Raw genomic sequence first — 25,501 nt, forward strand, 5'->3', positions numbered from 1 at the left:
CCGGCTCAGCGCAGTCTAGCCTGAGCGGCAGCCACTTCGTCATGGATCTGTACCTGCAGCGCAGCCGCCGTCGCCACCTGTGCCGACTGCGCCTGGAGCTGTCGGTTCAACGTGGCCTGTCGCCACGCCGGCAGCAGCACATCGTGGATGCGTGCGAACCGTTCCAGCAACGCCTCGTCCTGGGCCTGCAGCAACCGCCACTGCCCGGCGTCGATACGGTGCAGCGCGGCCAACCGCTGCAGGTGGTCGATGCGCGAGGCCAATGCCGCCTGTGCACCGACAGGCAGCTGTGGCAGCAGCGCGCCTGCATGCTCGCCCCAGGCCTGCAGGGCCAGCGCCGCAGCATCCGCGTCGATGATCGCTTCACGCCGCTGCTCGCCCTGCACGCGCACTGCCTGCGCCTGTTCCCGGGCCTGCAGCGCCAACACGCCCAGCTGCGCCTGCAACGCCTGCGCTTCGGCCTGGCGGACAACGTCGCGGCCCAGCAGGCGCCCCCACCAGCCTTCGCGTCGGCGCAGGGCGCGCGGGTCGGTTGCCTGCAACGCCAATGCGATACGCGCCAGCGCATCGACCAGGCCCTGCCCTGCCGTCTGTGCCTCGGCGGCGTGATGCACGCCGATCGCCTGCAGCAATGGTGCACCGTAGCTCGACAGCGTTGCGATGTCCGCCGATGGCGGCAGCACGGGCGCAGGCAGGGGGCGTGACGCGGTCATGGCAGCGGAGGCGGCCGCGGCATATCGCCGTCGGTGGTTTCCGGTGGCAATGACTCACCATAGAAGTGGCGCATCAAGGCTTCATCGAGCGCACGCTCTTCCGGTGTGGCAGCACGCCGCACGCGCGGACGCGGGCGCACGTCGGCCGTGGCCACGCCGGATGCCAGCTGCTGCCGCGCCCAGCCGGCAAACGCCGCCAATGTCTGCGAAACCTGCGCCTGCTGTTCCTGCGAGGCAACCAGCAACTGCAGCAGCGGGGCCAGCCCGGCCTGCAGGTCCTCGGCCAACGGCGTTGCAACAGGCGCTGGCGTTGCCAACACCGGCTGGCGGGCCTGCTGCGCCTGCGCCAACTGCTGCAGCGCCGCCAGCAATGCCGGCCAAGGCGCCGGCTCTGGCGCTGCGACAACCTCGGGCACCGGCGGCGGCAGCTGCAGGGCACTGGCAATGTCGGCAAGCTGGGCCACGACACGGCCGCCAACATCACCGTCGCCCGCGCCCATCGCCTTGTTGCGCAGGAAATCGCGCTTGATCTGCGCCCAGCGCTGGGCCTGTTCCGCGCTCAGTACATCACGCAGTTCCGCCAGCTTGAGCAGGTTCTCTTCGGCACCGGTGGTCAGCAGCTGCGCTTCGCCCAGGTAGTGGTCGGAAATCAGCTGCTGCAGCTCGTCCTCGTTCATCACCGGCGAGATCTTCTCGGCCAGCTTGTTCATGTTGCGGTAGCTGCCCTGCAGGCGGAACGGTGGTTCGGTGCGGTAGCGGTCGTCCTGCGCGGCACTCACGATGTATTGCTGGTTGACCCGGTACACCACGTCGCGCACGCGCAGCATGCGCTGCAGGGTGGCGGTGATCTCGTTGATCTCGGCACTGCTGTAGGCGTGACTGAGGCCATTGGTGGAGACGTCCTTGCCCATCGCCCGGTCGACCAGCAGGTACAGATCGGACATCTCCCGCGTGGCCAGTGGTGCCAGCACCGGGTTGGAGGTCAGGCTGTTCTCGATGTAGCTGAGGGTAAATGCCGCTTCCATGCCGCCGAGCACATCGCCAAGGTTGTAGATGTCGGCGCGGTTGGCCAGCATGTCCGGAATCTTGAACACTTCACCGGACTCGGTGTACGGATTGCCGGCCATCACCACGCAGAATTTCTTGCCGCGCATGTCGTAGGTACGTGTCTTCCCGCGCCACACGCCTTCGATGCGACGGGTGCCATCGCACAGCGAAATGAATTTCTGCAGGAACTCTGGATGGGTGTGCTGGATGTCGTCGACATACAGCATGGTGTTGTTGCCCATCTCCAGCGCCAGGTTGAGCTTCTGCAGCTCCTGCCGCGAGGTGGCATCAGGGGCCTGTTCCGGATCCAGCGAACGCACCTCATGGCCTAGCGCCGGGCCATTGATCTTCATGAAAACCAGGCCGAGGCGATGCGCGACGTACTCCATCAGCGTGGTTTTGCCGTAGCCCGGCGGCGAGATCATCATCAGCAGGCCCATCAGGTCACTGCGCTTGTTCTCGCCGACAGTACCCATCTGCTTGGCCAGGTTGTCGCCGATCACGCCGAGATAGACATCGTTGATCAGCTTGTTGCGCACGAACGAGGACAACGGCCGCGCCTTGAACTCGGACAGGCGCAGGGTCTCACGCTCGCGGCCGATGATGCCCTGGCGCACGGCCTGGTAGGCATGGAAGGCGGGCACGAACTTGCGCAGATGCTGCTGCAGGCGTGCCAGGAAATCATCCAGCGACAACGCAAGCGTGCCATTGCCGATGCGCGCGTGCTCGCCGAGAAGTCCGTTGACCTCCACCCGCAACGCGGCGTCGCTGGCGCGGGTGCGCAGCTGTCGCTGCACCAGCAGCAGTGCCGCCGCCTCATCGACATAGCCGGCGTGCATGGCGTACGCCGGAGTACCCGCCAGTGCACGCAGCCACTGCCCGGCCAACGCCCAGCGCGTAGCCAATGGATCCTGGCTGCGTTGCAGCGCGCGCTCGACCACCTCGCGTTGCCCGGCCTGCTCCAGCTGCTGTGCAAGCCCCTCCAGCAAAGCCAACGCGTGGCGGCTGCTGTTGAACACCGGATCGCCGCCAGCCAGCTCCTCGCCGAGGTAGGCCGCTGACGCATCGGCAGCAGCGGCATCGAACGGCAACGCGTGGGAGTGCGCGTAGGCCACAATCGCCTCGGCCATCTCCGCCCGCAATGCCTGCCGCCCTTCATCGGAACCAAACAGGCGTGCCAGCGCTTCGGCACCGGCCTGGCGCGCCGGCCACTGCGCCACGCCCTCACTGCGTTGCTCGGCCGCCCAGAACAGCAGCGCCAGCGCGCGCACCTGCGGCGCGTGTCTCAGGCTGCCCGCGGCCTGCTGCAATGGCAGCAGCGCGCGCAGGATCAGCGCGGCATCGTGATCATGGATGCCACGCTCGTAGCCTGCGCGGTAGCGCGGCGCGGCAAATCCACGCACACGCTGGTCCAGCAGTTCGGGGTTGGCAACCTCGTGCTGCAGCGTGGCCAGATCGAGGCCGTCGCGACCTTCCTGCGCGGCCAGCAACAGGCACCCGGCCAGATACTCGCCGCGATACAACGTGGCCGATTCAGAATCCAGGGTCACCGGCCAGAACGGCTTCAGTGCATCAAGCTCCGGATCGTGCAGGGTCTCCAGGAAGTCGGTACCGGTCAGGTGAATGGCCAGAGTGTCACCGCGCGGCAACAGGGTCAGATCCAGTGCCTGGGTGTTGACACTGAATCGATGCCGTGGCCCCAGCCGCACCACATTGCCACCGGCTTCGTACAGATCACTGCGATCACGCAGCTGGCGCACGGCCTGGTCGCGTACGCCCTTCAGGCGCGCCTCGATATCGTCAGCCTTGACGTTGTCGTGCAGGGCACGCAGGCGCTCGGCCAGTTCACGCAGTTTGAGGATCAACGGATCGCCGGCAAAGAAGGCATTGAGCTCATCGGCGGTGGCGAAGCGCTCCGTTCGCTTGGCCAGGCCGTCAAGGATGCGGTTGGCCGCATCCAGAACCGAGCGCGCCTTGCGCTGGCGGTCATCAAGCAGCGCCTGCTTGTGCGTATCGAAGGCCTCGACCAGCTCCTCGCGCTTGCTGAGAATGTCGCCGAGGAACTGTTCGTGCTCACCGAACTGGCTTTCCAGCTCCTCCAGCTGTACCAGCAGGCGCGACAGCTGTTCGTCGGCACGCTCCGGGTCCGTGGCCAGGGCCAGCGCACTGGTGATCGACTGCGAGAACAGCGCGAACTGCGCGGCGAACTGTGCCACGGCCTCGGCTGAACCGAGCGACCTGCGGCGTTGATCAGCACGCGCGCGGGCCTGGTTGAGGCGGCCATACAGCACGGAGATCGACTCGACCACGCGGGTACGGGCGGTAGCGTCGTCCACCTTCAAGCCGGCCATCAGCTCGGACAGCATGTCCAGGTCGGTGGCCATGCCGCGCAGTCCATCCAGCTGCTCATCCAGCTGGCGCGCACTCTGTGCCTGCTGCGCCGCTTCATCCAGGACCTGCAGGCGCTCGACCAGCGGTGCCAGTGCAGCTTCGCCGGCGAGGAAGCCACCGGTGGCGGCACCCACATGGTCCTGCGCATCCACCAGCTCGGCCGTCATTGCGTCGATGCGAACGGTGTCGATGTAACGCAGCTCGCGGATGGTCAGCAACCGTCCGCGCAGTGCGGTGACCGCATTGAGCGCCTCGACGAACGCCTGCACCTCGTTCCAGTTCTGCGGCTGCAAACGGCCCAGCAGGGCCTTGTGCGCAGCCTCCGCCTCGACCATCGCCTGCGACGACTGCTGGCGGATCGACTGCACTTTCTCGTATTCGTCCAGAACCGATTCGCCGGTGGCGCTGATCTGTCGCAGCAGCGTCTCGGCACCATCGCAGGCCTGGTCACCCAGCCAGTGGTGGGCATCGAACAGGCGCCGGGTATCGGCCACCAGGCGCTGGTAGCGCTGTACCGACACATCCTGGCCATCAATCTCGCGCGCGAGGTTGAACAGGTTGGAGATGCCGCGCACCAGTTCGGCGTTGCCGATGCGGCCCATGAAGGTATTGCCGGATGGGCGGCTGGCAGCGAACTCGTCGCTGCTGAACGGGGTCTGCCAGACCTGCATCGGATGGATGCGGGTCGGTTCGTTGCCTTCTGCATGGAACAGCACCATGCGCCCGTCCTGCAGGAAGGCGTAGCCATGGCCGAACACCGGATTCTGCAGCACGCGCTGGATGGTGTTGTAGACAAACAGTGCGGAGCGACCGCCTTCACGCTCGTAGAAGATGTAGAGCACATCTTCGCCATTGGGGGAGCGGATGCTTCGCTTGAACTGCATGCCGGCCATCGAGGCGTCGAACGCCTTGTGCTCGCCGCCCTGCAGGTAATACCCACCCGGGAAGATCACGCCATGGTCTTCAGGCAGCTGCACGCAGGCCTGCACGATTGCATCGTTGCGCACGATGTCGCCGGTCAGCGTGTTGTAGATCAGGCCGCGCCACTCCGTCTCGCGGTACGGCAGCACCTTCAACAACACCAGCGAGCCGACCCGGGCGAACTCGAACTGGGCGTCATCCAGCGACTGCGTGCTGTCTTCCACCGGTTCGCTGTAGATGCCCTGCCCGGTCTCGGTGTTGTTCTCGACCTTGATCGTAAGGTCACCACCGGTGGTCTCGACGAACAGGGTGTCGAGGATGTTCAGGTGCGAATGGCGGCCACTGACCGCAAGGTCGCGGGTGGCCTTGGTCCATTCGAAATCAAATGGTGGCGGTAGCGCGATGTCACGCTCACCGCGTGCGTCCAGATAGGTCAGTTCTCCATCGCGCGACAGCGCCCAGCGGAACACGCGCACATCGCTGCTGCGCTCGCCGATCTGGAACGAAGCCAGCAGCTTGTCACCGACCACGATCAGCTGCAGCAGGCGTGCATGTTTGTAGTAGGCGTAAAGCTCGTTGAAGTCGTGCACGAAACCCGGCTGATCGAGGAAGCTGCCCTTCAGCTCCAGCGCGGCGACGTCGTAGCCGTCACTGCCCTGCACCAGGCGGTACAGGCCGAACACATCCTCGATGCGGGTCTGGGTCTTCAGCCCGATGAACACGTTGTAGCCGAACAGCAGGCGGTCCGGTCCAACCTGGACGATGTCGCGGCCGACACAGTTGTTCTCGCTGCGGATGCGGAAGCGCCCGGCCACTTCCAGGCGGCTGTCGCCGAACTCGGCCAGGCGCTGGCGGTTCAGTGTTTCAGCCAGGGTCTGCAGGCGCTGGCCCTGTTCGGCCAGGCGGCGGCGCAGGACTTCATAGGCACCGCCCTGGGCGACGGCCTGGTCGACGGTGCTGCCGCCGGCCTCCGGCGCGGTGGTTTCGGCGGACGGGTGGGTTTCAGACATCAGCAGGCTTCCAGCTCACGGGCGAATGGCCGCATGTGCGGCCGGCACGGGCGGGCGATGGCCAGACCGGCCATCGCCCGGTGCATCAACGGGCGCTGTCGAGCACGGTGGCCGACACGGTCGGCACCGCTTCGGCGTCCTCGGCGATCTGCCGCGGTGCCGGTTCGGCCACGGACACGCCCAGGTAGCGCTGCATCAGTTCCTGCACGATCGGGCTCTTGCCAGCGAAGCCTTCGATCGACTTGCCCAGCGAGACGGCCTTGACCAGGTTCTCGAACATGCCGCCATCGCCACCCACCAGATCGATGTCGGCGTTGCGCAGCGCACTGGCGATGACGTTGGCATTCTCGCGCGACACTTCCTTGCCTGCTTCGATCGAGGCCAGCGCCTGCTTCAGGCTGTTGTCCAGCATCATGCGGAACTCTTCGTGGCCGCGCGCCTGGTCGCTCAGCGAGGCGATGGCCTCGAACTTGCGCACCAGGCCTTCGGCCTCGGCCAGCAGCTTCTTCTGCACCACGCCCGCTTCGGCGTTGCCCAGCGATTCGGTGGCGGTGGCACGGGCCAGGCCCATCTTCTCTTCACCCTGGGCCTGCGCCTGCAGGGTCTCGGCCAGCACGCGGGCTTCATTGCTGCCCTGCTTCAGGCTGGCTTCGGCCTTGGCTTCGATCACGCGGGCCTCGGCAATGCCGACCTTCTCGATGGCCAGCGCCGATGCTTCACGCACCTGCGCTTCGGCCAGGCCCGGTGCGGCCTGTTCGGCACGATAGGCGTCGGCCAGCAGGCGCTTGGCTTCGGCCTGCTTGCCGGCGGCCTCGTGCTCGGCCTGGGCCAGCGTGGTGAGTTCCACCGCGCGGTGCTTGGAGGCGGTTTCACGCGCCTGTGCTTCTTTCACTTCGCGCACCAGTGATTCCTGCGCCTTGGCTTCGGCTTCGAGGATCAGCACCTGCTTCTGGCGGTCGGCCTCGGAGACCTCGCGCACTTCCTTGATGCGCTCTTCTTCCTGCGCCACGGTCTTGTCGATGGAGATGCGTTCGCGGGTGATGTTGGCCACATCCATCTTGCCCTGCTCGACCACCTTGTCGCGCTCCACGCCCTGCAGCTGCACTTCGCGGTCGGTGGTGACCTGCTCCAGCTGGCGCGCACGCTCCACACGCTCGGCCTCGATGGCCACCGCGCGCTGGCGGTTCTGCTCGGCCACTTCCACTTCGCGCAGACGGTTCTGGTCGCGGATGTCGATCAGCTGCTGGGCTTCGATGCGTGCATTCTCCGACAGCTGGCGCTGTTCTTCCTGGACCTTGGCGGTCTCGGCCTCCTCGCGCGCGCGGATCGTCTCGATCTCGCGCTTCTGGCGCGCCTCGGCTTCGGCCTGCTGGCGTTCCAGCGCCAGCAGCGCTTCGCGGGCTTCCACGTTCTTCTTGGTGATGGCGAGCTTCTCGTTCTGCTCCAGCTCGTTGGTCACCACGTTCTGTGCGGCGGTCAGCTCGGTGATCTTGCGGATGCCCTGCGCGTCGAGGATGTTGAACTGGTCCAGCAACGACTTCGGGGTCTGCTCCAGGTAATCGATCGCCACGTCTTCCAGCACGTAGCCGTTCAGATCGTTGCCGATCACCGCGATGATCTCGTCGCGGAACTCCTGGCGTTTCTCGAACAGCTCGGTGAAGTCGAACTTCTTGCCAACCGTCTTCAGCGCTTCGGAGAACTTGGCGTTGAACAGCTCATCGACGGCATGCTTGTCCGACGCACGGTCGGCACCGATGGCCTTGGCCACGCGCAGCACGTCGGCCTGGGTCTCGTTGACCCGCAGGTAGAAAGCCACGGCGATATCGGCGCGCATGTTGTCGCGGCAGATCAGGCCTTCCTTGCCACGACGGTCGATCTGCAGGGTGATCAGGCTGATCCGCATCAGCTCGGCGCGGTACAGCACCGGGATGATCAGCGCACCGGTGAAGTGCACCTTCGGCGTGGAGCTCATGTCGTTGACGATCAGGGCCACGCCCTGGTCGACCTTGCGGTAGAAGGCCTTGAACAGGCCGGCCACGCCCAGCAGCAGGACCAGCAGGCCGCCGGCGACGGCCAGGATCGGTAAGAGGGACGCCAACGTCATTGATGATTCTCCTTGTTGCCCGGAAGCAGGTTGTCCTGGAAATCGAGGGCGATCGCATCAGCGCGGACCACCCGGTAATAGTGTTGTTCGGCCATGTGCTCGACCAGCACGATGCGCTCGCCACGCTGCAGTTCGATGTCGCTGCGGATCTGCAGCACCAGCCCGGCGCCGCCATCATCGACATTGGCATGACCGCTGCGTGCGTCCGCCTTCGGCGATGCGACCACGCCGATCCGACCCAGCAGCGATGCCTGCGGCACCGGCCGCAGGCGCAGCAGGAAGCGACGGACCGGGCGCAGGATCAGCGCGGTGAGCGGTACCGCAGGCAGCGGTGCCAGCATCGCCACGAGCGTACCCAGGCCCCAGCGCAGCAGGTCCGGCAGCGGCAGCAGTACGAACAGATGGATGAAATAGGTGATGAGCCAGCCGAACAGGCCCAGCAGGGTGACCACCACCATGATCGGGACACCGCCCAGCCCCCAACGCGCCAGCACGGCCGACAGGCCACTGAGGTCGGTCCCGGCCTCGAGTGCGCCATCGGCGCCGAGATCGCCGAAACCGTCATCGACCAGGCCGAACGCCGCAACCGCCCAATACATCACCGACACCATCAGCAGAATGCTGTACGGCAGAGTCGGGTAACCGAGCACGACGGTGAGAAACTCCTGCATCGCTTGCCTTCCTGGGCTGTGGGCGGCGGCCGCCCGTTCGGGGCGCACAGTACACGCCCCGTCGATCCCGCGCCGGCCTTCATGGCTGGCGCGCCTGGGTCCATCCTATGTGAAGAATGCGTGCAGGCTCAAATCTGCGTGCAGATCGCCGTGAATGGTGACGCCATTCACTCGAGAACCGTGCAATCCGCGCGGCGCACTTCCTCGACGAAGGTGCGCATCCTGTAACCGTCCTTGATGCCCGGTTCCAGCTCGATGCCGCTGGAGACGTCCACACCCCATGGCAAGGTAGCCAGCACGGCGTCGTAGACGTTTTCCGGGTTCAGGCCGCCGGCGAGCAGGAACGGACGGTGCAGTCCGGTCGGGACGCGGCTCCAGTCGAAGGCCACGCCGGTACCGCCACCGCCGCCCAGCGCATGGCTGTCGAACAGGAAGCCAGCCGCACTGGGGTAGCGCAGCTGCAGGGTACGGGCGTTGACCTCTTCCCGCCCCCCCATCGCGATCGCCTTCAGGTACGGCATGTTGAAACTGCGGCAGAAGCTCTCGTCTTCTTCGCCATGGAACTGCAGCAGGGTCGGCCGCACCGTGCGCAGCACCTCACGCACCTCTTCCTTGCTGTTGTTGCGGAACAGCGCCACCACGTCGACCATCGGCGCGATCGCCTGGCGCATCGCGCGCGCTTCGGCCGGAGCGACCCGGCGACTGCTTTCACGGGCAAAGATGAAACCCACTGCGTCCACGCCCAGCTCACCGGCCAGGCGGACGTCGCCAGCCCGGGTCATGCCACAGAACTTGATGCGCGTGCGGTAGTAGGAGCGGCTCATAGCGTGACCTCGGCGGGCAGATGCCAGTTGTCGGGGTACAGGGGCCCAAGGAACACCAGGCCCTGCGGCGGTGCGGTGGGACCGGCTACGGTGCGGTCGCGCCCGGCCAGCAGTTCAGCGATCCATTCCACCGGTTTCTCGCCGCTGCCCACCAGGATCAACGAACCGACAATATTGCGGACCATGTGATGAAGGAATGCATTGCCCTGTACTGAGACCTCGATCACCTCGCCGTGGCGGCTGACCTGCAGCGACTGCAGTTCACGCCGTGCATGCAGCGCCTGGCACTGCACGGAGCGGAATGCATTGAAGTCGTTCTCGCCGAGCAGGGCCTGCCCGGCGATGTGCATGCGTGTTTCGTCCAGCGCACGCCGCTCCCAGCTCAGGGTCTGCCGCTCCAGCGCCGGCCGCACCTCGCGGTTGAGCAGTCGGTAGCGGTAGCGGCGCGCGCGCGCCGAGAAGCGGGCATGGAAATCGTCAGCGACCGGAACGCACCAGCGCACCGCGATCGAACGCGGCAGACGGGTGGTGGTGCCCAGCATCCAGGCGCGCGGATCGCGCACCACGTCGGTATCGAAATGCACGACCTGGCATTGGCCGTGCACACCGGCATCGGTACGACCGGCACAGACCACCTGCAGCGGCGTGTCCGCCACCGACGACAGGGCCTGTTCAAGACTGGCCTGCACGCTGGGACCACCCTCGCCCAGGTTCTGCCAGCCCCTGAAATCGCTGCCGTCGTACTCGACGCCAAGCGCGTAACGCATGTGCTACCTCGAAGTTGCGGAGGGGGTGACGCTCAGGCCGGGTCGCGCTCGGACCAGACCGCCAGTTCGTTGCCACCGGGCTCGACGAACTGGAAGCGGCTACCGCCGGGAAAAGAGAACACCGGGCGCACGATCGCGCCGCCGGCATCACGCACGGCCGCTTCGACCGGCGCCAGCTGATCGGCATACAGCACCAGCAGCGGTGCGCCACCGTCCGTGGCCCGCTGTGGCTGGCCGCGGAAGAAACCGCCCTGCAGGCGGCCGTCGTCGAAGGCGGTGTAATCGCTGCCGTAGTCGACGAATGACCAGCCAAACACTTTCTCGAAGAATGCACGGCTGGCCGCCGGATCGCTGGAAGCGAATTCAACGTAATCGATGCGGCGCTCGCGGCTCATGGCACAGTCCTTGTCGGCAGGTTCGGTCACGGCAGGCGGGCCAGCAGTTCCCGGGCCTGTGCCTGGCTGTGCAGGTCGCCGCCTTCGGCGACTTCCAGCAGCAGGGTACGCGCAGTCTGTGCGTCACCCAGGTCAAGATAGGCGATGGCCAGCTCCAGGCGCTCCTGGCCGGCACGCGGCGACCAGCCAGCATCGCCGACGGACGCAGCCTCCGTCGGCCCGACATCATCAGGGTGCGCGTTGTCGATGCGGTCATGGTGGACGGGGTCGACCACGGCCTCGACCTCATGCGACTCTGCCGGCAGGTCAAATACGCCACGGAACTGCGGCTGTTGTTCGGCGTGCAGCGCATAGTCCGGCACACCGACGTCGGCAGCGGCGTCCTGTACCACCGGTTCGTCAGGGTGCTGTTCGACGACAAGCCCATCGTCACGTCCGGACATCGGCTCGTCCCAGCGCGGCTGCTCGGTCACTGCCGCAGGCAGCTCCACCACATCCTCGGCGCGCAGCGTCCCGGCCTGCCAATCGGCCTGCACTGCGTGATCGGCCGTCGGCTCGGCATGCGCCGGGTCCTGCGTTTCGGTTTCGGTGGCCCAGGCTGGCATCGCCGGCTCCTGGCGGCCGCCTTCGGCAACCACCGACGACCATGAAGACTGCTCGGCCAGGGCATCCAGCGCGGCTCCGGCCGGGACTGCGGCGGCAAGCCCGGCGGCATCGTCTTCTTCACGCAATGGAGGCAACGGCGACGGCTTGCGACGGCGCAGCAGCCAGGTCGCAGCGGCGGCCAGCAGCAACACCGGCAGCCCCAGCCAGTACCACGGTGTTGCCGCGTCGCGGGCGCCCGGGGCCTGCGCGAGGCGTTGCTGCGCGGCGGCCAGATCGTTGTCCTTCATGGCGATCAGCGACTGCTGCTGTTGCTTCAGCGCTTCCAGGTCGGCCACGCGTTGCTTCAGCTCGCCGATCTCGGCATCGCGGGTGGCGATGTCCTCACGCGCCTGGCGCAGTTGTTCGTTGCCCAGCATGTCACCCTCACTGCCGGCAGCGGTGCCGGTGGTTGTGCCCGCATGCGCGGCGTCGGACGCCAGCGCCGGAGCGATCTCAAGTCGTGCCCCGTTGGCCGCAGCCGGGGAGGAATCGGTGGCCGCGTCCACCTTGGCGACCGGGGCGACCGTGCCCGCCGGTTGCGGCACGGTACGCGCCTGCCGCCATTGCGCCGCGTGCTCGCGCACCAGCGCAGCGGCCTCGGCGGCATCGACGGCTGCCAGCGCATCACTACCCGGCATGCGCAGCACCGCGCCCTGCTTGAGCAGGTTCACGTTGCCCCGGATGAAGGCTTCGGGATTGGCGCGCAGCAGGGCGATCATCGCGCGGTCGCGGCTGATCTGGTTGCCACGGGCAACCGCACCGGCGATCTGCGACAGGGTCTGTCCACGCTGCACGGTGACGCTGCCATCGGCTGACGGCACGGAAACCGGCGTGGCCGCTGTACGTGGGCGCGCCGGCACCGGCGCAGCGGTGGATGCATGCACGGGCGCGGGCACGCTTGCCGTTTCGGCTGCCGCAGGCTCAGGCGCCACGTCACGGGTGATGGTGTTGGACAGGGTGCCTGCAGGAGCAACGATCTCCGGTTCGGCCACGGCCAGCGCACTGGGGGGTGCATCGACCAGCGCCGAGTACTCGCGCACCAGCCGGCCCTGGCCCCAGTCGGCCTCGATCAGGAAGCTCAGCGACGGGGTCTCGACCGGTGCCTGCGAGGTCACCCGCACCACCGCTCTGCCCTGTGCATTGCGGGTCAGTTCGAACTGCAGCTCGCTGACCAGCCCGGTCGGCCGTTGCAGGCCTACGCGTTCGAAGGTGACCGGTGAGGCCAGCGCCACGCGCAGGTTTTCCAGCTCGGACGGGTCGGCCGAGACCACCGGGATTTCTGCCAGCAGCGGCTGGCCCGGCTTGGACAGGACACGGATGTCACCCAAGCCCAGGGCAAGCGCCGAACTGCTGGCCAGGGCCAGCAGCGCGGCGGAAAGATAGCTGAGCGGGCGCTTTGCGCCCTTGGCCCGTTTATTCATGGGCGACACTATAAAGCGTGCGGACCGGGGTCCGCACCCACCGGAAAGACCCTTGAGGTAGTGCCGGCCGCTGGCCGGCAATCCCTTCAGCCGGTGGATCAGGGCAATGCCGGCCAGCGGCCGGCACTACCGACAAGCAGTCGAGCATGGCTCGACTCTACATAACCGGAGATCAGCGCTGCTCGGCGGCGACCAGCTCGGCCAGCTGCACGGCGTTCAGTGCCGCGCCCTTGCGCACGTTGTCCGACACGATCCACAGGTTCAGGCCGCGCGGGTGCGACAGGTCCTCGCGGATGCGGCCGACGTACACCGCGTCGGTGCCCGACGCATGCGTGACCGGGGTCGGGTAGCCGCCAGCCTCATGGCGATCCACCACTTCGATGCCCGGCGACTGCTCCAGCAGCGCGCGCGCTTCGGCGACGGTCACCTTGTCGCGGGTCTCGATCGCCACCGACTCGGAGTGGCCGTAGAACACTGGCACACGCACTGCAGTCGGATTCACCAGGATGCTGTCGTCACCGAGGATCTTGCGGGTCTCCCAGATCAGCTTCATCTCTTCCTTGGTGAAGCCGTTGTCCTGGAAGTCGTCGATGTGCGGGATCAGGTTGAAGGCGATCTGCACCGGGAAGCGCTGCGGATCGATTTCCTGGAAGCTCAGCAGCTGGCCGGTCTGCTTGCCCAGTTCCTCGGTGGCCGAACGGCCACCGCCGGACACCGACTGGTAGGTGGAGACGTTGATGCGCTCGATGCCGTACTTGCGGTGCAGCGGTGCCAACGCCACCAGCATCTGCATGGTCGAGCAGTTCGGGTTGGCGATGATGCCGCGCGGACGGTTGGCGACCTGCTCCGGGTTGACCTCGGACACCACCAGCGGCACGTCATCGTCGTAGCGGAAGGCCGAGGAGTTGTCGATCACCACCGCACCGGCGGCGGCGAACTTCGGAGCGTATTCCTTGGACACGCTGCCGCCGGCCGAGAACAGCGCGATCTCGACGCCGCTCGGATCGAAGGTGGCCAGGTCCTGGACCTTGACCTTCTGGCCATTGAACTCGATCTCGCCGCCGGCCGAACGCTCGGAGGCCAGGACGCTCAGGGTGCCGACCGGGAAATCACGCTCGGCCAGGATCGACAACATGGTCTCGCCGACGGCACCGGTGGCACCGACGACGGCGACGTGAAAACTGCGCTGTGCATTGCTCATGGGGGAAACTCTCACGAAAACAGGGATGGGGGAAAATCACGCACGACAGCTGGGTTCGGGGAACCTCCTCAAGCGGCACGCACGGAGGCTCCCTATCGTTTCCCGGTTTTTTTGCCCAGGGTCACGCGCGCGGCCATTGCCGCGTCAGCGTTGATCGCGCTTGGCATGCGCGATGGGGCGCCGTCCAGGCCAAGCCCGGCAAGCAGATTATCCACCGCCAGCTGTACCATCGCCGTGCGCGTGGCCAGCGAGGCACTGCCGATATGCGGGGTCAGCACCACGTTGCTCAGCGCCAGCAGTTCCGGACGCACCGTCGGCTCGCCTTCGTACACATCCAGGCCGGCCGCGGCGAGGCGGCCGTTGGCCAGTGCGTCGACCAGTGCCAGTTCGTCGACGATGCCGCCGCGGGCGATGTTCACCAGCGTGGCCGTCGGCTTCATCTTCGCCAGTGCAGCTGCATCGATGATGTGATGCGAGGACGGCGAATACGGCAGCACCGTGATCAGGTGATCGGCCTGCGCCAGCAGCGTATCCAGATCCACATACGAAGCGCCGACAGCGGCCTCGGTGTCGGCCGGCAGGCGCGAACGGTTGTGGTAAAGCACTTTCATGCCAAAACCGTGCGCACCGCGGCGGGCGATCCCCTGGCCGATGCGGCCCATGCCCAGGATGCCCAGCGTGCTGCCATGGATGTCGGCGCCGAGCATGGTCTGGAACGACCACTGCTGCCACTGGCCCTCGCGCAGCCAGCGCTCGGACTCGGTGATGCGGCGCGCGGTGGCCATCAGCAGTGCGAAGCCGAGATCGGCGGTGGTTTCGGTCAGGACGTCCGGCGTGTTGCTGGCCAGGATGCCGGCCGCACTGAGCGCGTCGACATCCAGGTTGTTGTAGCCGACACCGACATTGGCGATCACCTGCAGCTGCGCGGCATCGGCCAGCTGGGCCGCGCCGATGCGCTCGTTGAGGGTGATGATCGCGCCGTCGGCGCTGGCCAGTTGTTCGGCGATCTGGTCCGGCGACCAGGCGGTGACGGTGTCGGTGCTGCGCAGCTGCACGCGATCGCGCAGCGGCGCGATGGCCGCGTCGATCAGCGGCTGGCTCACCCACACGGTCGGCCGCGTGTCAGCCATCGAGCTGACCAGGAATACGCGGCGTGATGGTGCCGACGTCGCCGCACTGCGCACGGTGGCGCAGGGCCTGGTCCATCAGCACCATCGCCACCATCGCCTCGGCGATCGGCGTGGCGCGGATGCCAACACAGGGATCATGGCGACCGGTGGTGACCACCTCAACCACGTTGCCGGATGTATCCAGCGACGGGCCGGGCAGACGCAGGCTGGAGGTCGGCTTGAGCACGATCGAGGCGACCACCGGCTGGCCGGTGGAAATGCCGCCGAGGATGCCGCCGGCGTGGTTGCTGGCGAAACCCTGCGGGGTCAGCAGGTCACGGTGTTCGGTGCCCTTCTGCACGGCGCTGGCGAAACCGTCGCCGATCTCCACGCCCTTGACCGCGTTGATGCTCATCAACGCAGCGGCCAGGTCGCCATCGAGCTTGCCATAGATCGGCTCGCCCCAGCCGGGCGGCACGTTGTCGGCGACCACGTCCACGCACGCGCCGACCGAATCACCGGACTTGCGCAACGCATCCATGTACGCCTCCAGCTCCGGCACCTGCGCGGCGTGCGGCCAGAAGAACGGGTTGTCTTCCACCGCCGACCAGTCGAAACCGGCCGGGGTGATCTCGCCCAGCTGCGACAGGTAGCCGCGCACGGTGACGCCGAAGCGCTCGGCCAGCCACTTCTTGGCGACCACGCCGGCGGCCACGCGCATGGTGGTCTCGCGTGCCGAAGACCGGCCGCCGCCACGCGGGTCACGGATGCCGTACTTGTGCCAGTAGCTGTAGTCGGCATGGCCCGGGCGGAACTGCTGGCCGATATTGGCGTAATCCTTGCTGCGCTGGTCGGTGTTGCGGATCAGCAGCGCGATCGGAGTGCCAGTGGTCAGGCCCTCGTACACGCCGGACAGGATCTCGACCTCATCGGCCTCGCGGCGCGCCGAGGTGTGCCGGCTCTTGCCGGTGGCGCGGCGCTGCAGGTCGTGGGCGAATTCGGCCGCGTCCAGCGCCAGCCCCGGCGGGCAGCCATCGATCACGCAGCCGATGGCCGGCCCGTGCGATTCGCCGAACGTGGTGACGGTGAACAGCTTGCCGAACGAATTGGAGCTCACGGGCGCTGCGCCGCCAGTTCGGTGATGCGCGCGCTGTGGGCGATCAGCTCACGGCATTCGACCGCGAAGATGCCCATCTGGCCGACCTTGAACTCGATCCAGGCGAAGTCGACTTCCGGCAGCAGCTTGATCAGATGCTGTTCGGACTCGCCTACTTCACAGATCAGCAGGCCGTCTTCGCTCAGGTGCAGCGGCGCGTCGCGCAGGATCTTCAGCACCAGGTCCAGGCCGTCGTCGCCGGCACGCAGGCCCATGTCCGGCTCGTAGGAGTACTCCTGCGGCAGCGCATCGGTCTCGTCGTTGGTGACGTACGGCGGGTTGGTGACGATCAGGTCGTAGTGGCGGCCGGTCAGGCCGTTGAACAGGTCCGACTTGAGCAGGGTGACGTTGTGCGCCTGCAGGCGCTCCTTGTTCTCGGTGGCCAGCGACAGCGCGTCATCGCTGAGGTCCACGCCATCCACTTCCCAGTTCGGGTAGTAGTGACCCATGGCGATGGCGATGCAGCCCGAACCGGTGCACAGGTCCAGCGCGCGGCTGACATCGCGGCCGGCCAGCCACGGCTCGAAGCCGCATTCGATCAGTTCGGCGATCGGCGAGCGCGGCACCAGGGCGCGCGTATCGCTCTTGAAGCTCAGACCGGCGAACCAGGCTTCACCGGTCAGATAGGCGGCCGGCATGCGCTCGTCGATACGGCGCTGGAACAGTTCCAGCACGCGCACCTTCTCTTCCTGCAGCAGGCGCGCCTGGCCGTAGGCCGGGCCCAGATCGTGCGGCAGGTGCAGGCTGTGCAGCACCAGCTGGGTCGCTTCATCCAGCGCGTTGTCGTAGCTGTGGCCGAAGGTCAGCCCGGCAGCGTTGAAACGGCTGGTGCCGTAGCGGATCAGATCGATGATCGTGTGGAGTTCGGCGGCCGTTTCAGCGGTCATGGCGGTACTGCGGGCAAAGTGGCCCCCGATTATAGGGGCTGGCGCCCGTGGCGGCATCCGTTGCGGCGGAAACGATCGGGCCACAGCCGGTATGATGGAACCCACTTCGCGCGGGGGCTCCCATGTTCAATCGCAACGCCGGCATCATCCTGCTGATCGCCCTGGCGGCGGGTCTCGGCCTGCTGGCAGCCCAGCAGGTGTTCGCGCCGAAGCCGCCGGCCAATGCCCCGGCCACCGAAGCGATCACCCTGTACCCGCAGGCACGCGAACTTCCGGACTTCAACCTGGCCCAGTCCGACGGCACCCGCCTGATCCCGGGCGAACTGAAGGGTCACTGGACTCTGGTGTTCCTGGGCTTCACCTTCTGCCCCGACGTCTGCCCGACCACCCTGGCCGAGCTGGCCGGCGCGCAGAACCAGTGGGAAGCCCTGCCCGACAGCCTGCGCCCGCGCGTGCTGTTCATCTCGGTCGACCCGGACCGTGACAGCGCCACCCGCCTCGGCGAGTACGTGCACGGCTTCCACAAGGACACCCTGGCCGCCACCGCCGACGTTCCCTCGCTGGAGCGCTTCGCCACCTCGCTGGGCTTCGTGTTCCAGAAGGTGCCGGGCAAGCATTTCGACGAGAACCCCGAGGATTACACCGTCGAGCATTCGGCCAGCCTGGCCGTGCTCGACCCGCAGGGCCGCCTTGCCGGCCTGGTGCGGCCCCCGTTCAACGCGCCGGCCATTGCCCGCGACCTGCAGAAGCTGACCGAGAAAACCGCCCCATGAGCCTCACCACCGCCCTGACGTACGCCCTGCCCCACCGCCTGCTGTCCTCGATGGCGCGTTCGCTGGCGTACTCGGACGATCCGCGCGTGTCGCGCTGGCTGATCGACACGGTCACCCGCAAGTTCAACGTCAACCTGGACGAAGCGGCCAACCCGGACCCGCGCAGCTATGCGACCTTCAACCAGTTCTTCACCCGTGCGCTGAAGCCGGGCGCGCGCGTGGCCGATGCCGATCCGCGCAGCCTGGTGATGCCGGCCGACGGCCGCATCAGCCAGCTTGGCAGGATCGAGGCAGGCCGCATCTTCCAGGCCAAGGGCCAGTCGTTCACCGCCGCCGAACTGCTTGGCAGTGACGAGGATGCCAAGCCGTACAACGACGGCCTGTACGCCACCGTGTACCTGTCGCCGCGCGATTACCATCGCGTGCACATGCCGTGGACCGGCACCCTGCGCGAAACCGTGCACGTGCCCGGCCGCCTGTTCAGCGTCGGCCCGGCCGCCGTCAACGGCGTGCCGCGCCTGTTCGCGCGCAACGAACGCCTGGTCTGCCATTTCGACACCAGCTTCGGCCCGATGGTCAGCGTGATGGTCGGTGCGCTGCTGGTGTCCGGCGTGGAAACCGTGTGGAGCGGCGAAGAAATTCCGGCCTACGGTGACCGCATCACCCGCAAGGATTACCGCGGCCAGGGCATCCAGCTGGAGCGCTTCGCCGAGATGGCGCGCTTCAACTACGGTTCGACCGTGATCGTGCTGCTGCCGCCGGGCGTGGCCGAATTCGCCCCGCAGCTGGGTGCCGAAAGCCCGGTGCAGCTGGGCCAGGCGCTGGCGAAGCTGCGCTGACAAAAAGGGGACGGAGGGGATTAAGTCGTTTATGCATAAACGACTTAATCCCCTCCGTCCCCTTTTTCCACAACGGAATGCCGGCCAGCGGCCGGCACTACCGTACGCGCGCTACTGCAGGGCCGGGGCGGGGCCGACGTCCATGCCGTCGTAGTCTTCCACGCCCTTCTCCGCGGCCAGCGCCGCGAACGCCTGGTTGCGGCGGTCCAGCGAGGCTTCGTCGTGGATCTCCACGCGCTCCACGTGCAGCACGTGGAACGGCGCACCGCCTTCTTCCGGCTCCTGCTCGAACAGTTCGACGAAGCTGTAGCCCTGCGCCTGCAGATGATCCGCCAGTGCCTGCAGCGGCTCGGCGCTGGAATGGACGAAGAAATACCCCCACAACAACGGGCCGTTGATGTCCCAGTCGGTGTTTTCGCGGAGGTTGGCGAACAGGTTGCGGGTGTCTTCGAGGTCCATGCGGGTTCCAGGGGTCGTGGGGGATTACTTGTCGCAGCCCTGCAGCTTCAGCGTCTGGCCGTGGCGCAGGCTGTAGGCCGGGGCTTTCAGGCCGTTGGCGCGGGCCAGGGTCGGCACATCGCACTGGAATTTCGCGGCGATGGCGCCGAGGGTTTCGCCCTTGCCCACCTTGTGGCTGCGCACCGGCTTCGGCCGCGCAGCCGGACGTGGCGTGGCCACCGGCGCCACCGGTGTGGTCGGCACGCTGGTGGATGCGGCCGCATCAGCCACCGGCACCACGCCGCCCACGGCCACGCTGCCGGTGTAGCTGGCAGCGGTCGGGCGCACGATCGCGGCATTCAGATCGGCGGTGATCAGGGTGCGGGCGAGGTCGGCACGCGGGCCGCTGACGCAGTTGCGCTGGTACAGGCCGGCAATGCGGGTAGTGGCGTTGATCAGCGTGCCGGCCGGAATCCAGCCATCAGCTTCATAGCGCGGGTTGAGATTGCGCAGCGCGCGCATGTAGCCATCGCGGGTGCCATGGCTGCCCAGGCAGATGGTCAGTTCATAGATCGTGGTGGATCGCGCCAGGCGGATGGTGGCCGGCTGCGCGCTGATCTTCGGGAACTCCACGCCGTACTGCTGCGGGTGCAGGAAGATCCACGCCGCGGCGATCACCATCGGCACGTAGTCCTTGGTTTCGCCGGGAAACTGGTTGTAGACGCTGTCCACCCAGAAGCTCTGCCCCGGGTACTGCTTGTAGACGCGCGCTGCGCGGCCTTCGCCGCCGTTGTAGCCAGCCAGCGACAGTTCAACGTTGTTGTTGAGCTCGCGCATGCGCTCGTTGAGGTAGGTGGCACTGGCTTCTGCAGCACTGCGTGCATCGAAGCGGGTGTCGAAACCGGTGCCATCCGGGCCCAGGCCGAAGCGGCGGCCAGTGGCCGGCATGAACTGCATCAGGCCGGCGGCACCGGCACGCGAAGATGCGTGTACGCGACCATTGGATTCCTTGGCCATGATGCCGAACAGCAATGCCTCGGGCAGGCCGCGCTTTTCCCACTCCGGCCACATCACCGCGCGCAGGTTCTGGTAGTTCTCGTAGGTGGTCATCAGCGCCGGGCGCATGTCGGTCAGCCAGCGGCGGATACCGGCCTGTACCGCCGGGTTGTACTCCACCATGCTGTCGAAGGCGTGCCGCTTGTCGTTCAGCAGCGCAGCGGCGCGGGCCGCCTCGGGCACGTCGGCGGTGAGCGGGCCGATATGGTCGGGGTCGGCTTCCAGGCGGTCGCCACCTTCATCGGCCACGTCATCGCTGGCAGCCGCATCGGCATCATGCTTGAGCAGGCGCTTGTAGCTGGCCAGCAGGGTGCCCATCTGGCAGCCCTTCTGCTTCACGCAGTCGTTGAGGACATCTTCCATGTCCTCCAGCGCAGCATCGGCCTCGTTGCTGCCCTTGGGGTCGGCATTGGCGACCAGCAGCAGGGCATCGCTGTAGCGCTTCTCGGCGGCGGTCATGCGCTGCTGCAGCGCATCCACCTTCACCTTGTCCCGGGCCGAGACCCGCTGTGCATGGGCATCGGGTGCCAGGGAAACCAGGCCGGCCAAGGCCAGCAGCGGCCAACCGCGGGAAATCAGGACAGGAACGGGCATTGATGGCACTGTGTGCGAAACAGGCAGGCAGAGTAGCGGCGCCGCCAAGGTCCGGGCAAGCGGACCTTCGGACCGTCACCGCCGGCGGTTAACATTGGGCTATTCACCACAAGGGCTGGACCATGGATCCGATTCTGCTCGGCAAAGGCATCACCGACGATGTTGCCGTCACCCTGCTGCCGAAACTGGGCAACCGTCACGGCCTGGTGGCCGGCGCCACCGGTACCGGCAAGACCGTGACCCTGATGACCCTGGCCGAGGGCTTCTCGCGGCTGGGCGTGCCCGTGTTCCTGGCCGATGTGAAGGGCGATGTGTCCGGCCTGGCCGTGCCCGGCACCGGCGCCGAGAACCTGCTCGCGCGCGCCGCCGAGATCGGCGTGGCCGATTATGCGCCGGCCGCAAGCCCGGCCATTTTCTGGGACCTGTACGGCAAACTCGGCCACCCGGTGCGCACCACGGTCAGCGAAATGGGCCCGACCCTGCTGTCGCGCATCCTCGAGTTGAACGACACCCAGGCCGGCGTGCTCGACATCGTGTTCAAGCTGGCCGACGACCGTGGCCTGCTGCTGCTGGACATGGACGATCTGCGCGCCCTGCTCGGCCTGGTTGCCGAGGAACGCAAGGACATCTCCACCGAGTACGGCCTGGTCAGCGCACAGTCGATCGCTGCCATCCAGCGTTCGGTGCTGCGCCTGGCGCAGGACGGCGGCGAGAACTTCTTCGGCGAACCCGCGCTGGAACTGGCCGACATCATGCGGGTCAATCACGACGGCCGCGGTGTGATCGGCATCCTGGCCGCCGACCAGCTGGTGCTCAAGCCCAAGCTGTATTCCACTTTCCTGCTGTGGCTGCTGTCGGAGCTGTTCGAGCAGTTGCCGGAAGTGGGCGACCTGGACAAGCCGAAGCTGGTCTTCATCTTCGACGAGGCACACCTCCTGTTCGACGATGCACCCGCCTCGCTGGTGCAGCGCATCGAGCAGGTGGTGCGGTTGATCCGCTCCAAGGGCGTGGGCGTGTACTTCTGCTCGCAGTTCCCGGACGACGTGCCGGGCAACATCCTCGGCCAGCTGGGCAACCGCGTGCAGCATGCACTGCGCGCGTTCACCCCGCGCGACCAGAAGGCGGTCAAGACCGCCGCCGAAACCTTCGTGCCCAATCCGAAACTGGATGTGGTGAAGGTACTGAGCCAGCTCGGCACCGGCGAAGCGCTGGTTTCCACGCTGCAGGACAAGGGCGTGCCGATGCCGGTACAGCAGACGATGATCGCACCGCCGCGCTGCCGGATGGGGCCGATCACCGAGGCCGAGCGCGCCCAGGTGCGTGCCGGCAGCCCGGTCGGTACCCGTTACGACGCGGCGATCAACCGCGAATCGGCTGCCGAACTGCTGGCACAACGTGCGCAGAAGGCGGTTGAGAAAGCAGAGGCCCCCGCTGCCCGCAGCCGTGAGCAGGACGAGGCGCAGGAAGGTGGTTTCGGCCAGTCGATCAAGGACGCGATCTTCGGCACCAAGCGCCGCCAGGGCATGATCGAGACCATGGCCAAGCAGACCACGCGCACCGTCGGCACCAAGCTGGGCAACCAGATCGTGCGCGGCATCCTGGGTGGCATTTTCGGCGGCAAACGCTAGCTGCCCCTGCTGGGGTCAGAGCCCTTTCCTGCGGAAAGGGATCCGACCCCACGCCCCCCACCGCTCCCCTGAAAAGAAATCGCACCACATGTCGCGTTGGCGTCCCCCTGCAGAAAAGAGCACCGCACTGATCACCGCCTCCGGCCATGCACGGCTGAAGGCTGAACTGGATGAGCTATGGCGTGTGCGGCGCCCCGAAGTGGTGAAAGCACTGGCTGCGGCGGCTGCGGAAGGCGACCGTTCGGAAAACGCTGAGTACACCTACCGCAAGAAGCAGTTGGGCGAGATCGACCGCCGCGTGCGCTACCTGACCAAGCGGCTGGAGTCGCTGCGCGTGGTCGATACCACGCCTACCGACCCGCAGGCGGTGTTCTTCGGTGCCTGGGTGGAACTGGAGAACGTGGACAGCGGGCAGACCAGCCGCTACCGCATCGTCGGCCCGGATGAGACCGATGCGGGATTGGGCTGGATCAGCATCGACTCACCGCTGGCACGGGCACTGCTGAAGAAACGGCTGGATGATGAATTCTCAGTGGAGCTGCCGAGCGGGCCGCACACCTTTGCGGTGATCGGGGTGGAATACGAGCCCCTGTAGAGTCGACTGTCAGTCGACTATCGCGCGCAGCGCGGGGTTTTCGCGGTGCTGCAGGAAGAGCAGTCGACTAACAGTCGACTCTACCGCCAGGCAATGGCGGCGGGTACTGGCGGCCGGCACGCAGCGGGCGGAAGTAGCCGGTATCTGCGTAGAAGGCTGCATCCTGCACCTCGTACCAGCCCGGAATACCAGCCAGCGGCAGGGGCCGCAGTTGCAAGGGATCCGTCAGTACCCCGCCCTCGTTGATGGCCCTCGCGACGGCATCGACACACTCCGCATCGGCATCGCCGTGCACCACCACGCACTTGCCCACCAGCCGGCGCCCGGGCAGCAGCGCCTGCTCCATCAATGCATGGCCGAATACCGCAGCGATGGCGATGTCACCGCTTTGCCAGTACGCCGGTTCGAACAACGCGCGCCAGTCATGCGCATCCCACCCGGCCAGCAATGTCTCATCGCGCATACGCACGATCACGCCGGTCTCGTCGAACTGGGTCAGCGCGGCCTGCGCGCGGTTGCGCTGGCCTGGCGGCATGGACTCGATATGCAGGCACTGCCGCGCATTGAGTGCGTGTTTGAGTTGCCGATGGCGTGCCCACACCAGCGCATTGAACAGGTCGTGCCAGTTGTCGGCGCGGGTGGCGATGCGCCCCTGTGCGATGCGGGCTTCGTAGTGCAGGCCGTCGGCCAGCAGCGTGGCATCCTGCTCGACCAGGCGCAGTCCCGACAGCCCCAGCCGCGCATCCAGATCGGCAATGGCAGGCCACTCGCGGCCAGCCAGCAGGTCATGGAAGTCCTTCAACCCGGCAAACAGCGGGTGCTCGAAAACAGTAGCGTCGACCGCCGCACGCGGCGGCGGCATGAAGCGGCGCAGGCCGCCCGCTGTGGCAGCGGCCTGCGCGAAGGTCACAGCACCTTGAGGTCGAGTGCCGGGCGGGCCGCAGCCGGCAACGCATCGCCGTACAGATCGTGGTCGTCACTCTCGGTGATTTCCACGTCGACGAACTCACCGACGCGCAACGCCACCTGGTCGGCATTCTGGATGTGCACCAGGCCATCGATCTCCGGGGCATCGGCCTTGGAACGGGCCACCGCGATATCGCCTTCGATGGCGTCGACCAGGCACTGCTGCACGGTGCCAATTTTGGCTTCCAGGCGTGCGGCGGAAATCTGCGCCTGCTTCTCCATGAAACGGGCCAAGCGCTCCTGCTTCACCTCTTCCGGCACCGCATCGGGCAGGTCGTTGGCGGTGGCACCCTCGACCGGCGAATAGGCGAACGCGCCGACGCGGTCCAGCTGCGCTTCGTCCAGGAACGACAGCAGCTCCTCGAACTCGGCCTCGGTCTCGCCGGGGAAGCCAACGATGAAGGTCGAACGCACGGTGATGTCCGGGGCGATACGGCGCCAGTTCTGCACGCGCTCCAGGGTTTTCTCGACCGCACCGGGGCGCTTCATCAGGCGCAGGATGCGCGGGCTGGCGTGCTGGAACGGAATGTCCAGGTACGGCAGGATGCGGTTCTCGGCCATCAGCGGTACCACCTCGTCCACGTGCGGGTACGGGTAGACGTAGTGCATGCGCACCCACGCATCCAGCTCGGACAGGCCTTCGCACAATGCCTTCAGACGGGTCTGGTAGGCCTTGTCGCGCCACATCTTCTCGGCGTACTTCACGTCCACGCCATAGGCCGAGGTGTCCTGCGACACCACCAGCAACTCACGCACGCCGCCTCGCACCAGGCGCTCGGCTTCACGCAGCACCTCATCGACCGGGCGCGAGACCAGCTTGCCGCGCATCGATGGAATGATGCAGAAGCTGCACTTGTGATTGCAGCCTTCGGAAATCTTCAGGTAGGCGTAGTGGCGCGGGGTCAGCTTGATGCCGTAGTCAGGCACCAGATCCACGAACGGGTCGTGCTTGGGCGGCAGCGCTTCGTGCACCGCCTCCATCACGCTCTGGTAGTCCTGCGGGCCGGACACCGCCAGCACGTTCGGGTAGGCCTCGCGGATCTGTTCCGGGCGCTTGCCCAGGCAGCCGGTGACGATGACCTTGCCGTTCTGGTTCATCGCCTCGCCGATCGCGTCCAGCGACTCGGTCACCGCCGAATCGATGAAGCCACAGGTGTTGACCACCACCACGTCGGCCGAATCGTAGGACGGGACGATGTCGTATCCCTCGGACCGCAACTGGGTGAGGATGCGCTCGGAATCGACAAGGGCCTTCGGGCAGCCAAGGCTGACGAAGCCGACTTTGGGGTTCAGCTGGGACATGGAATCGCGGGACTCTGGGGGCCTGGGCCCCTGCCGGCATGGCAGGGG

Annotated in this window: 20 protein-coding genes; 4 read left to right on the forward strand and 16 right to left on the reverse strand. The window is 66.8% G+C overall.

The window, feature by feature from the left end; translation table 11 throughout:
* Positions 1-5: 5 nt before the first annotated feature.
* The 12 genes from AC3ITW_RS15735 to prmB all read right to left on the reverse strand — a co-directional run bounded on the left by AC3ITW_RS15735 (position 6) and on the right by prmB (position 17,262).
* Complete coding sequence (locus tag AC3ITW_RS15735; protein ID WP_006381261.1) at positions 6-713, reverse strand: hypothetical protein; 708 nt, start codon at positions 711-713, stop codon at positions 6-8.
* Positions 710-6,082, reverse strand: coding sequence for a DNA repair ATPase (locus tag AC3ITW_RS15740; RefSeq protein WP_489389709.1), 5,373 nt, complete (start codon positions 6,080-6,082; stop codon positions 710-712). Before AC3ITW_RS15740 ends, AC3ITW_RS15735 begins: the two co-directional genes overlap by 4 nt.
* Positions 6,083-6,167: 85 nt before the next feature.
* Positions 6,168-8,186, reverse strand: a complete 2,019-nt coding sequence (locus AC3ITW_RS15745; protein ID WP_012511723.1) for a flotillin family protein — start codon at positions 8,184-8,186, stop codon at positions 6,168-6,170.
* A complete protein-coding gene (locus AC3ITW_RS15750; RefSeq protein WP_006381308.1) occupies positions 8,183-8,857 on the reverse strand; it encodes an OB-fold-containig protein in 675 nt (224 codons plus the stop codon). Before AC3ITW_RS15750 ends, AC3ITW_RS15745 begins: the two co-directional genes overlap by 4 nt.
* 167 nt (positions 8,858-9,024) lie before the next feature.
* On the reverse strand, positions 9,025-9,681 hold the full coding sequence (locus AC3ITW_RS15755; RefSeq protein ID WP_489389710.1) for a phosphoribosylanthranilate isomerase: 657 nt from the start codon (positions 9,679-9,681) through the stop codon (positions 9,025-9,027).
* Positions 9,678-10,448, reverse strand: coding sequence for a tRNA pseudouridine(38-40) synthase TruA (gene truA, locus AC3ITW_RS15760; RefSeq protein WP_006381351.1), 771 nt, complete (start codon positions 10,446-10,448; stop codon positions 9,678-9,680). Before truA ends, AC3ITW_RS15755 begins: the two co-directional genes overlap by 4 nt.
* A 32-nt stretch (positions 10,449-10,480) precedes the next feature.
* Entirely contained in the window at positions 10,481-10,843 is a 363-nt protein-coding gene (locus AC3ITW_RS15765) for a VOC family protein (protein ID WP_006381353.1), read from the reverse strand.
* 26 nt (positions 10,844-10,869) lie between these two features.
* A complete protein-coding gene (locus AC3ITW_RS15770) occupies positions 10,870-12,909 on the reverse strand; it encodes a FimV/HubP family polar landmark protein (protein ID WP_012511724.1) in 2,040 nt (679 codons plus the stop codon).
* Between the two features lie 172 nt (positions 12,910-13,081).
* Positions 13,082-14,110 (reverse strand): aspartate-semialdehyde dehydrogenase, encoded by a 1,029-nt coding sequence (locus AC3ITW_RS15775; RefSeq protein WP_012511725.1) that lies wholly within the window; start codon positions 14,108-14,110, stop codon positions 13,082-13,084.
* A 92-nt stretch (positions 14,111-14,202) separates the two neighbouring features.
* Positions 14,203-15,240, reverse strand: coding sequence for a 2-hydroxyacid dehydrogenase (locus tag AC3ITW_RS15780; RefSeq protein WP_012511726.1), 1,038 nt, complete (start codon positions 15,238-15,240; stop codon positions 14,203-14,205).
* Positions 15,233-16,336: a chorismate synthase gene (gene aroC, locus AC3ITW_RS15785; protein ID WP_032971846.1), complete on the reverse strand. Its 1,104-nt coding sequence runs from the start codon at positions 16,334-16,336 to the stop codon at positions 15,233-15,235. The genes AC3ITW_RS15780 and aroC overlap by 8 nt, the downstream gene beginning before the upstream one ends.
* Entirely contained in the window at positions 16,333-17,262 is a 930-nt protein-coding gene (prmB, locus tag AC3ITW_RS15790) for a 50S ribosomal protein L3 N(5)-glutamine methyltransferase (RefSeq protein ID WP_489389711.1), read from the reverse strand. Before prmB ends, aroC begins: the two co-directional genes overlap by 4 nt.
* Before the next feature lie 122 nt (positions 17,263-17,384).
* Between prmB and AC3ITW_RS15795 the strand changes: the two genes are divergently transcribed.
* Positions 17,385-18,035 (forward strand): SCO family protein, encoded by a 651-nt coding sequence (locus AC3ITW_RS15795; RefSeq protein WP_012511729.1) that lies wholly within the window; start codon positions 17,385-17,387, stop codon positions 18,033-18,035.
* Positions 18,032-18,874, forward strand: coding sequence for an archaetidylserine decarboxylase (asd, locus tag AC3ITW_RS15800; RefSeq protein WP_006381472.1), 843 nt, complete (start codon positions 18,032-18,034; stop codon positions 18,872-18,874). Before AC3ITW_RS15795 ends, asd begins: the two co-directional genes overlap by 4 nt.
* Positions 18,875-18,985: 111 nt before the next feature.
* On the opposite strand, the gene AC3ITW_RS15805 is transcribed toward asd, so the two are convergent.
* On the reverse strand, positions 18,986-19,333 hold the full coding sequence (locus AC3ITW_RS15805) for a ribonuclease E inhibitor RraB (protein WP_006381474.1): 348 nt from the start codon (positions 19,331-19,333) through the stop codon (positions 18,986-18,988).
* A 24-nt stretch (positions 19,334-19,357) separates the two neighbouring features.
* On the reverse strand, positions 19,358-20,962 hold the full coding sequence (locus AC3ITW_RS15810; RefSeq protein WP_006381476.1) for a transglycosylase SLT domain-containing protein: 1,605 nt from the start codon (positions 20,960-20,962) through the stop codon (positions 19,358-19,360).
* A 122-nt stretch (positions 20,963-21,084) separates the two neighbouring features.
* On the opposite strand from AC3ITW_RS15810, the gene AC3ITW_RS15815 reads away from it, so the two are divergent.
* Together AC3ITW_RS15815 and greB are read left to right on the forward strand one after the other, a co-directional pair.
* Positions 21,085-22,590: a helicase HerA-like domain-containing protein gene (locus AC3ITW_RS15815; protein WP_489389712.1), complete on the forward strand. Its 1,506-nt coding sequence runs from the start codon at positions 21,085-21,087 to the stop codon at positions 22,588-22,590.
* Between the two features lie 88 nt (positions 22,591-22,678).
* A complete protein-coding gene (gene greB / locus AC3ITW_RS15820) occupies positions 22,679-23,185 on the forward strand; it encodes a transcription elongation factor GreB (RefSeq protein ID WP_012511731.1) in 507 nt (168 codons plus the stop codon).
* A gap of 67 nt (positions 23,186-23,252) precedes the next feature.
* On the opposite strand, the gene AC3ITW_RS15825 is transcribed toward greB, so the two are convergent.
* Both AC3ITW_RS15825 and rimO read right to left on the reverse strand, forming a co-directional pair.
* Positions 23,253-24,095, reverse strand: a complete 843-nt coding sequence (locus AC3ITW_RS15825) for a DUF3025 domain-containing protein (RefSeq protein ID WP_065724344.1) — start codon at positions 24,093-24,095, stop codon at positions 23,253-23,255.
* On the reverse strand, positions 24,092-25,453 hold the full coding sequence (gene rimO, locus AC3ITW_RS15830; RefSeq protein WP_012511733.1) for a 30S ribosomal protein S12 methylthiotransferase RimO: 1,362 nt from the start codon (positions 25,451-25,453) through the stop codon (positions 24,092-24,094). Before rimO ends, AC3ITW_RS15825 begins: the two co-directional genes overlap by 4 nt.
* Between the last annotated feature and the right edge of the window lie 48 nt (positions 25,454-25,501).

The organism is Stenotrophomonas sp. KH_052 (assembly GCF_057838755.1).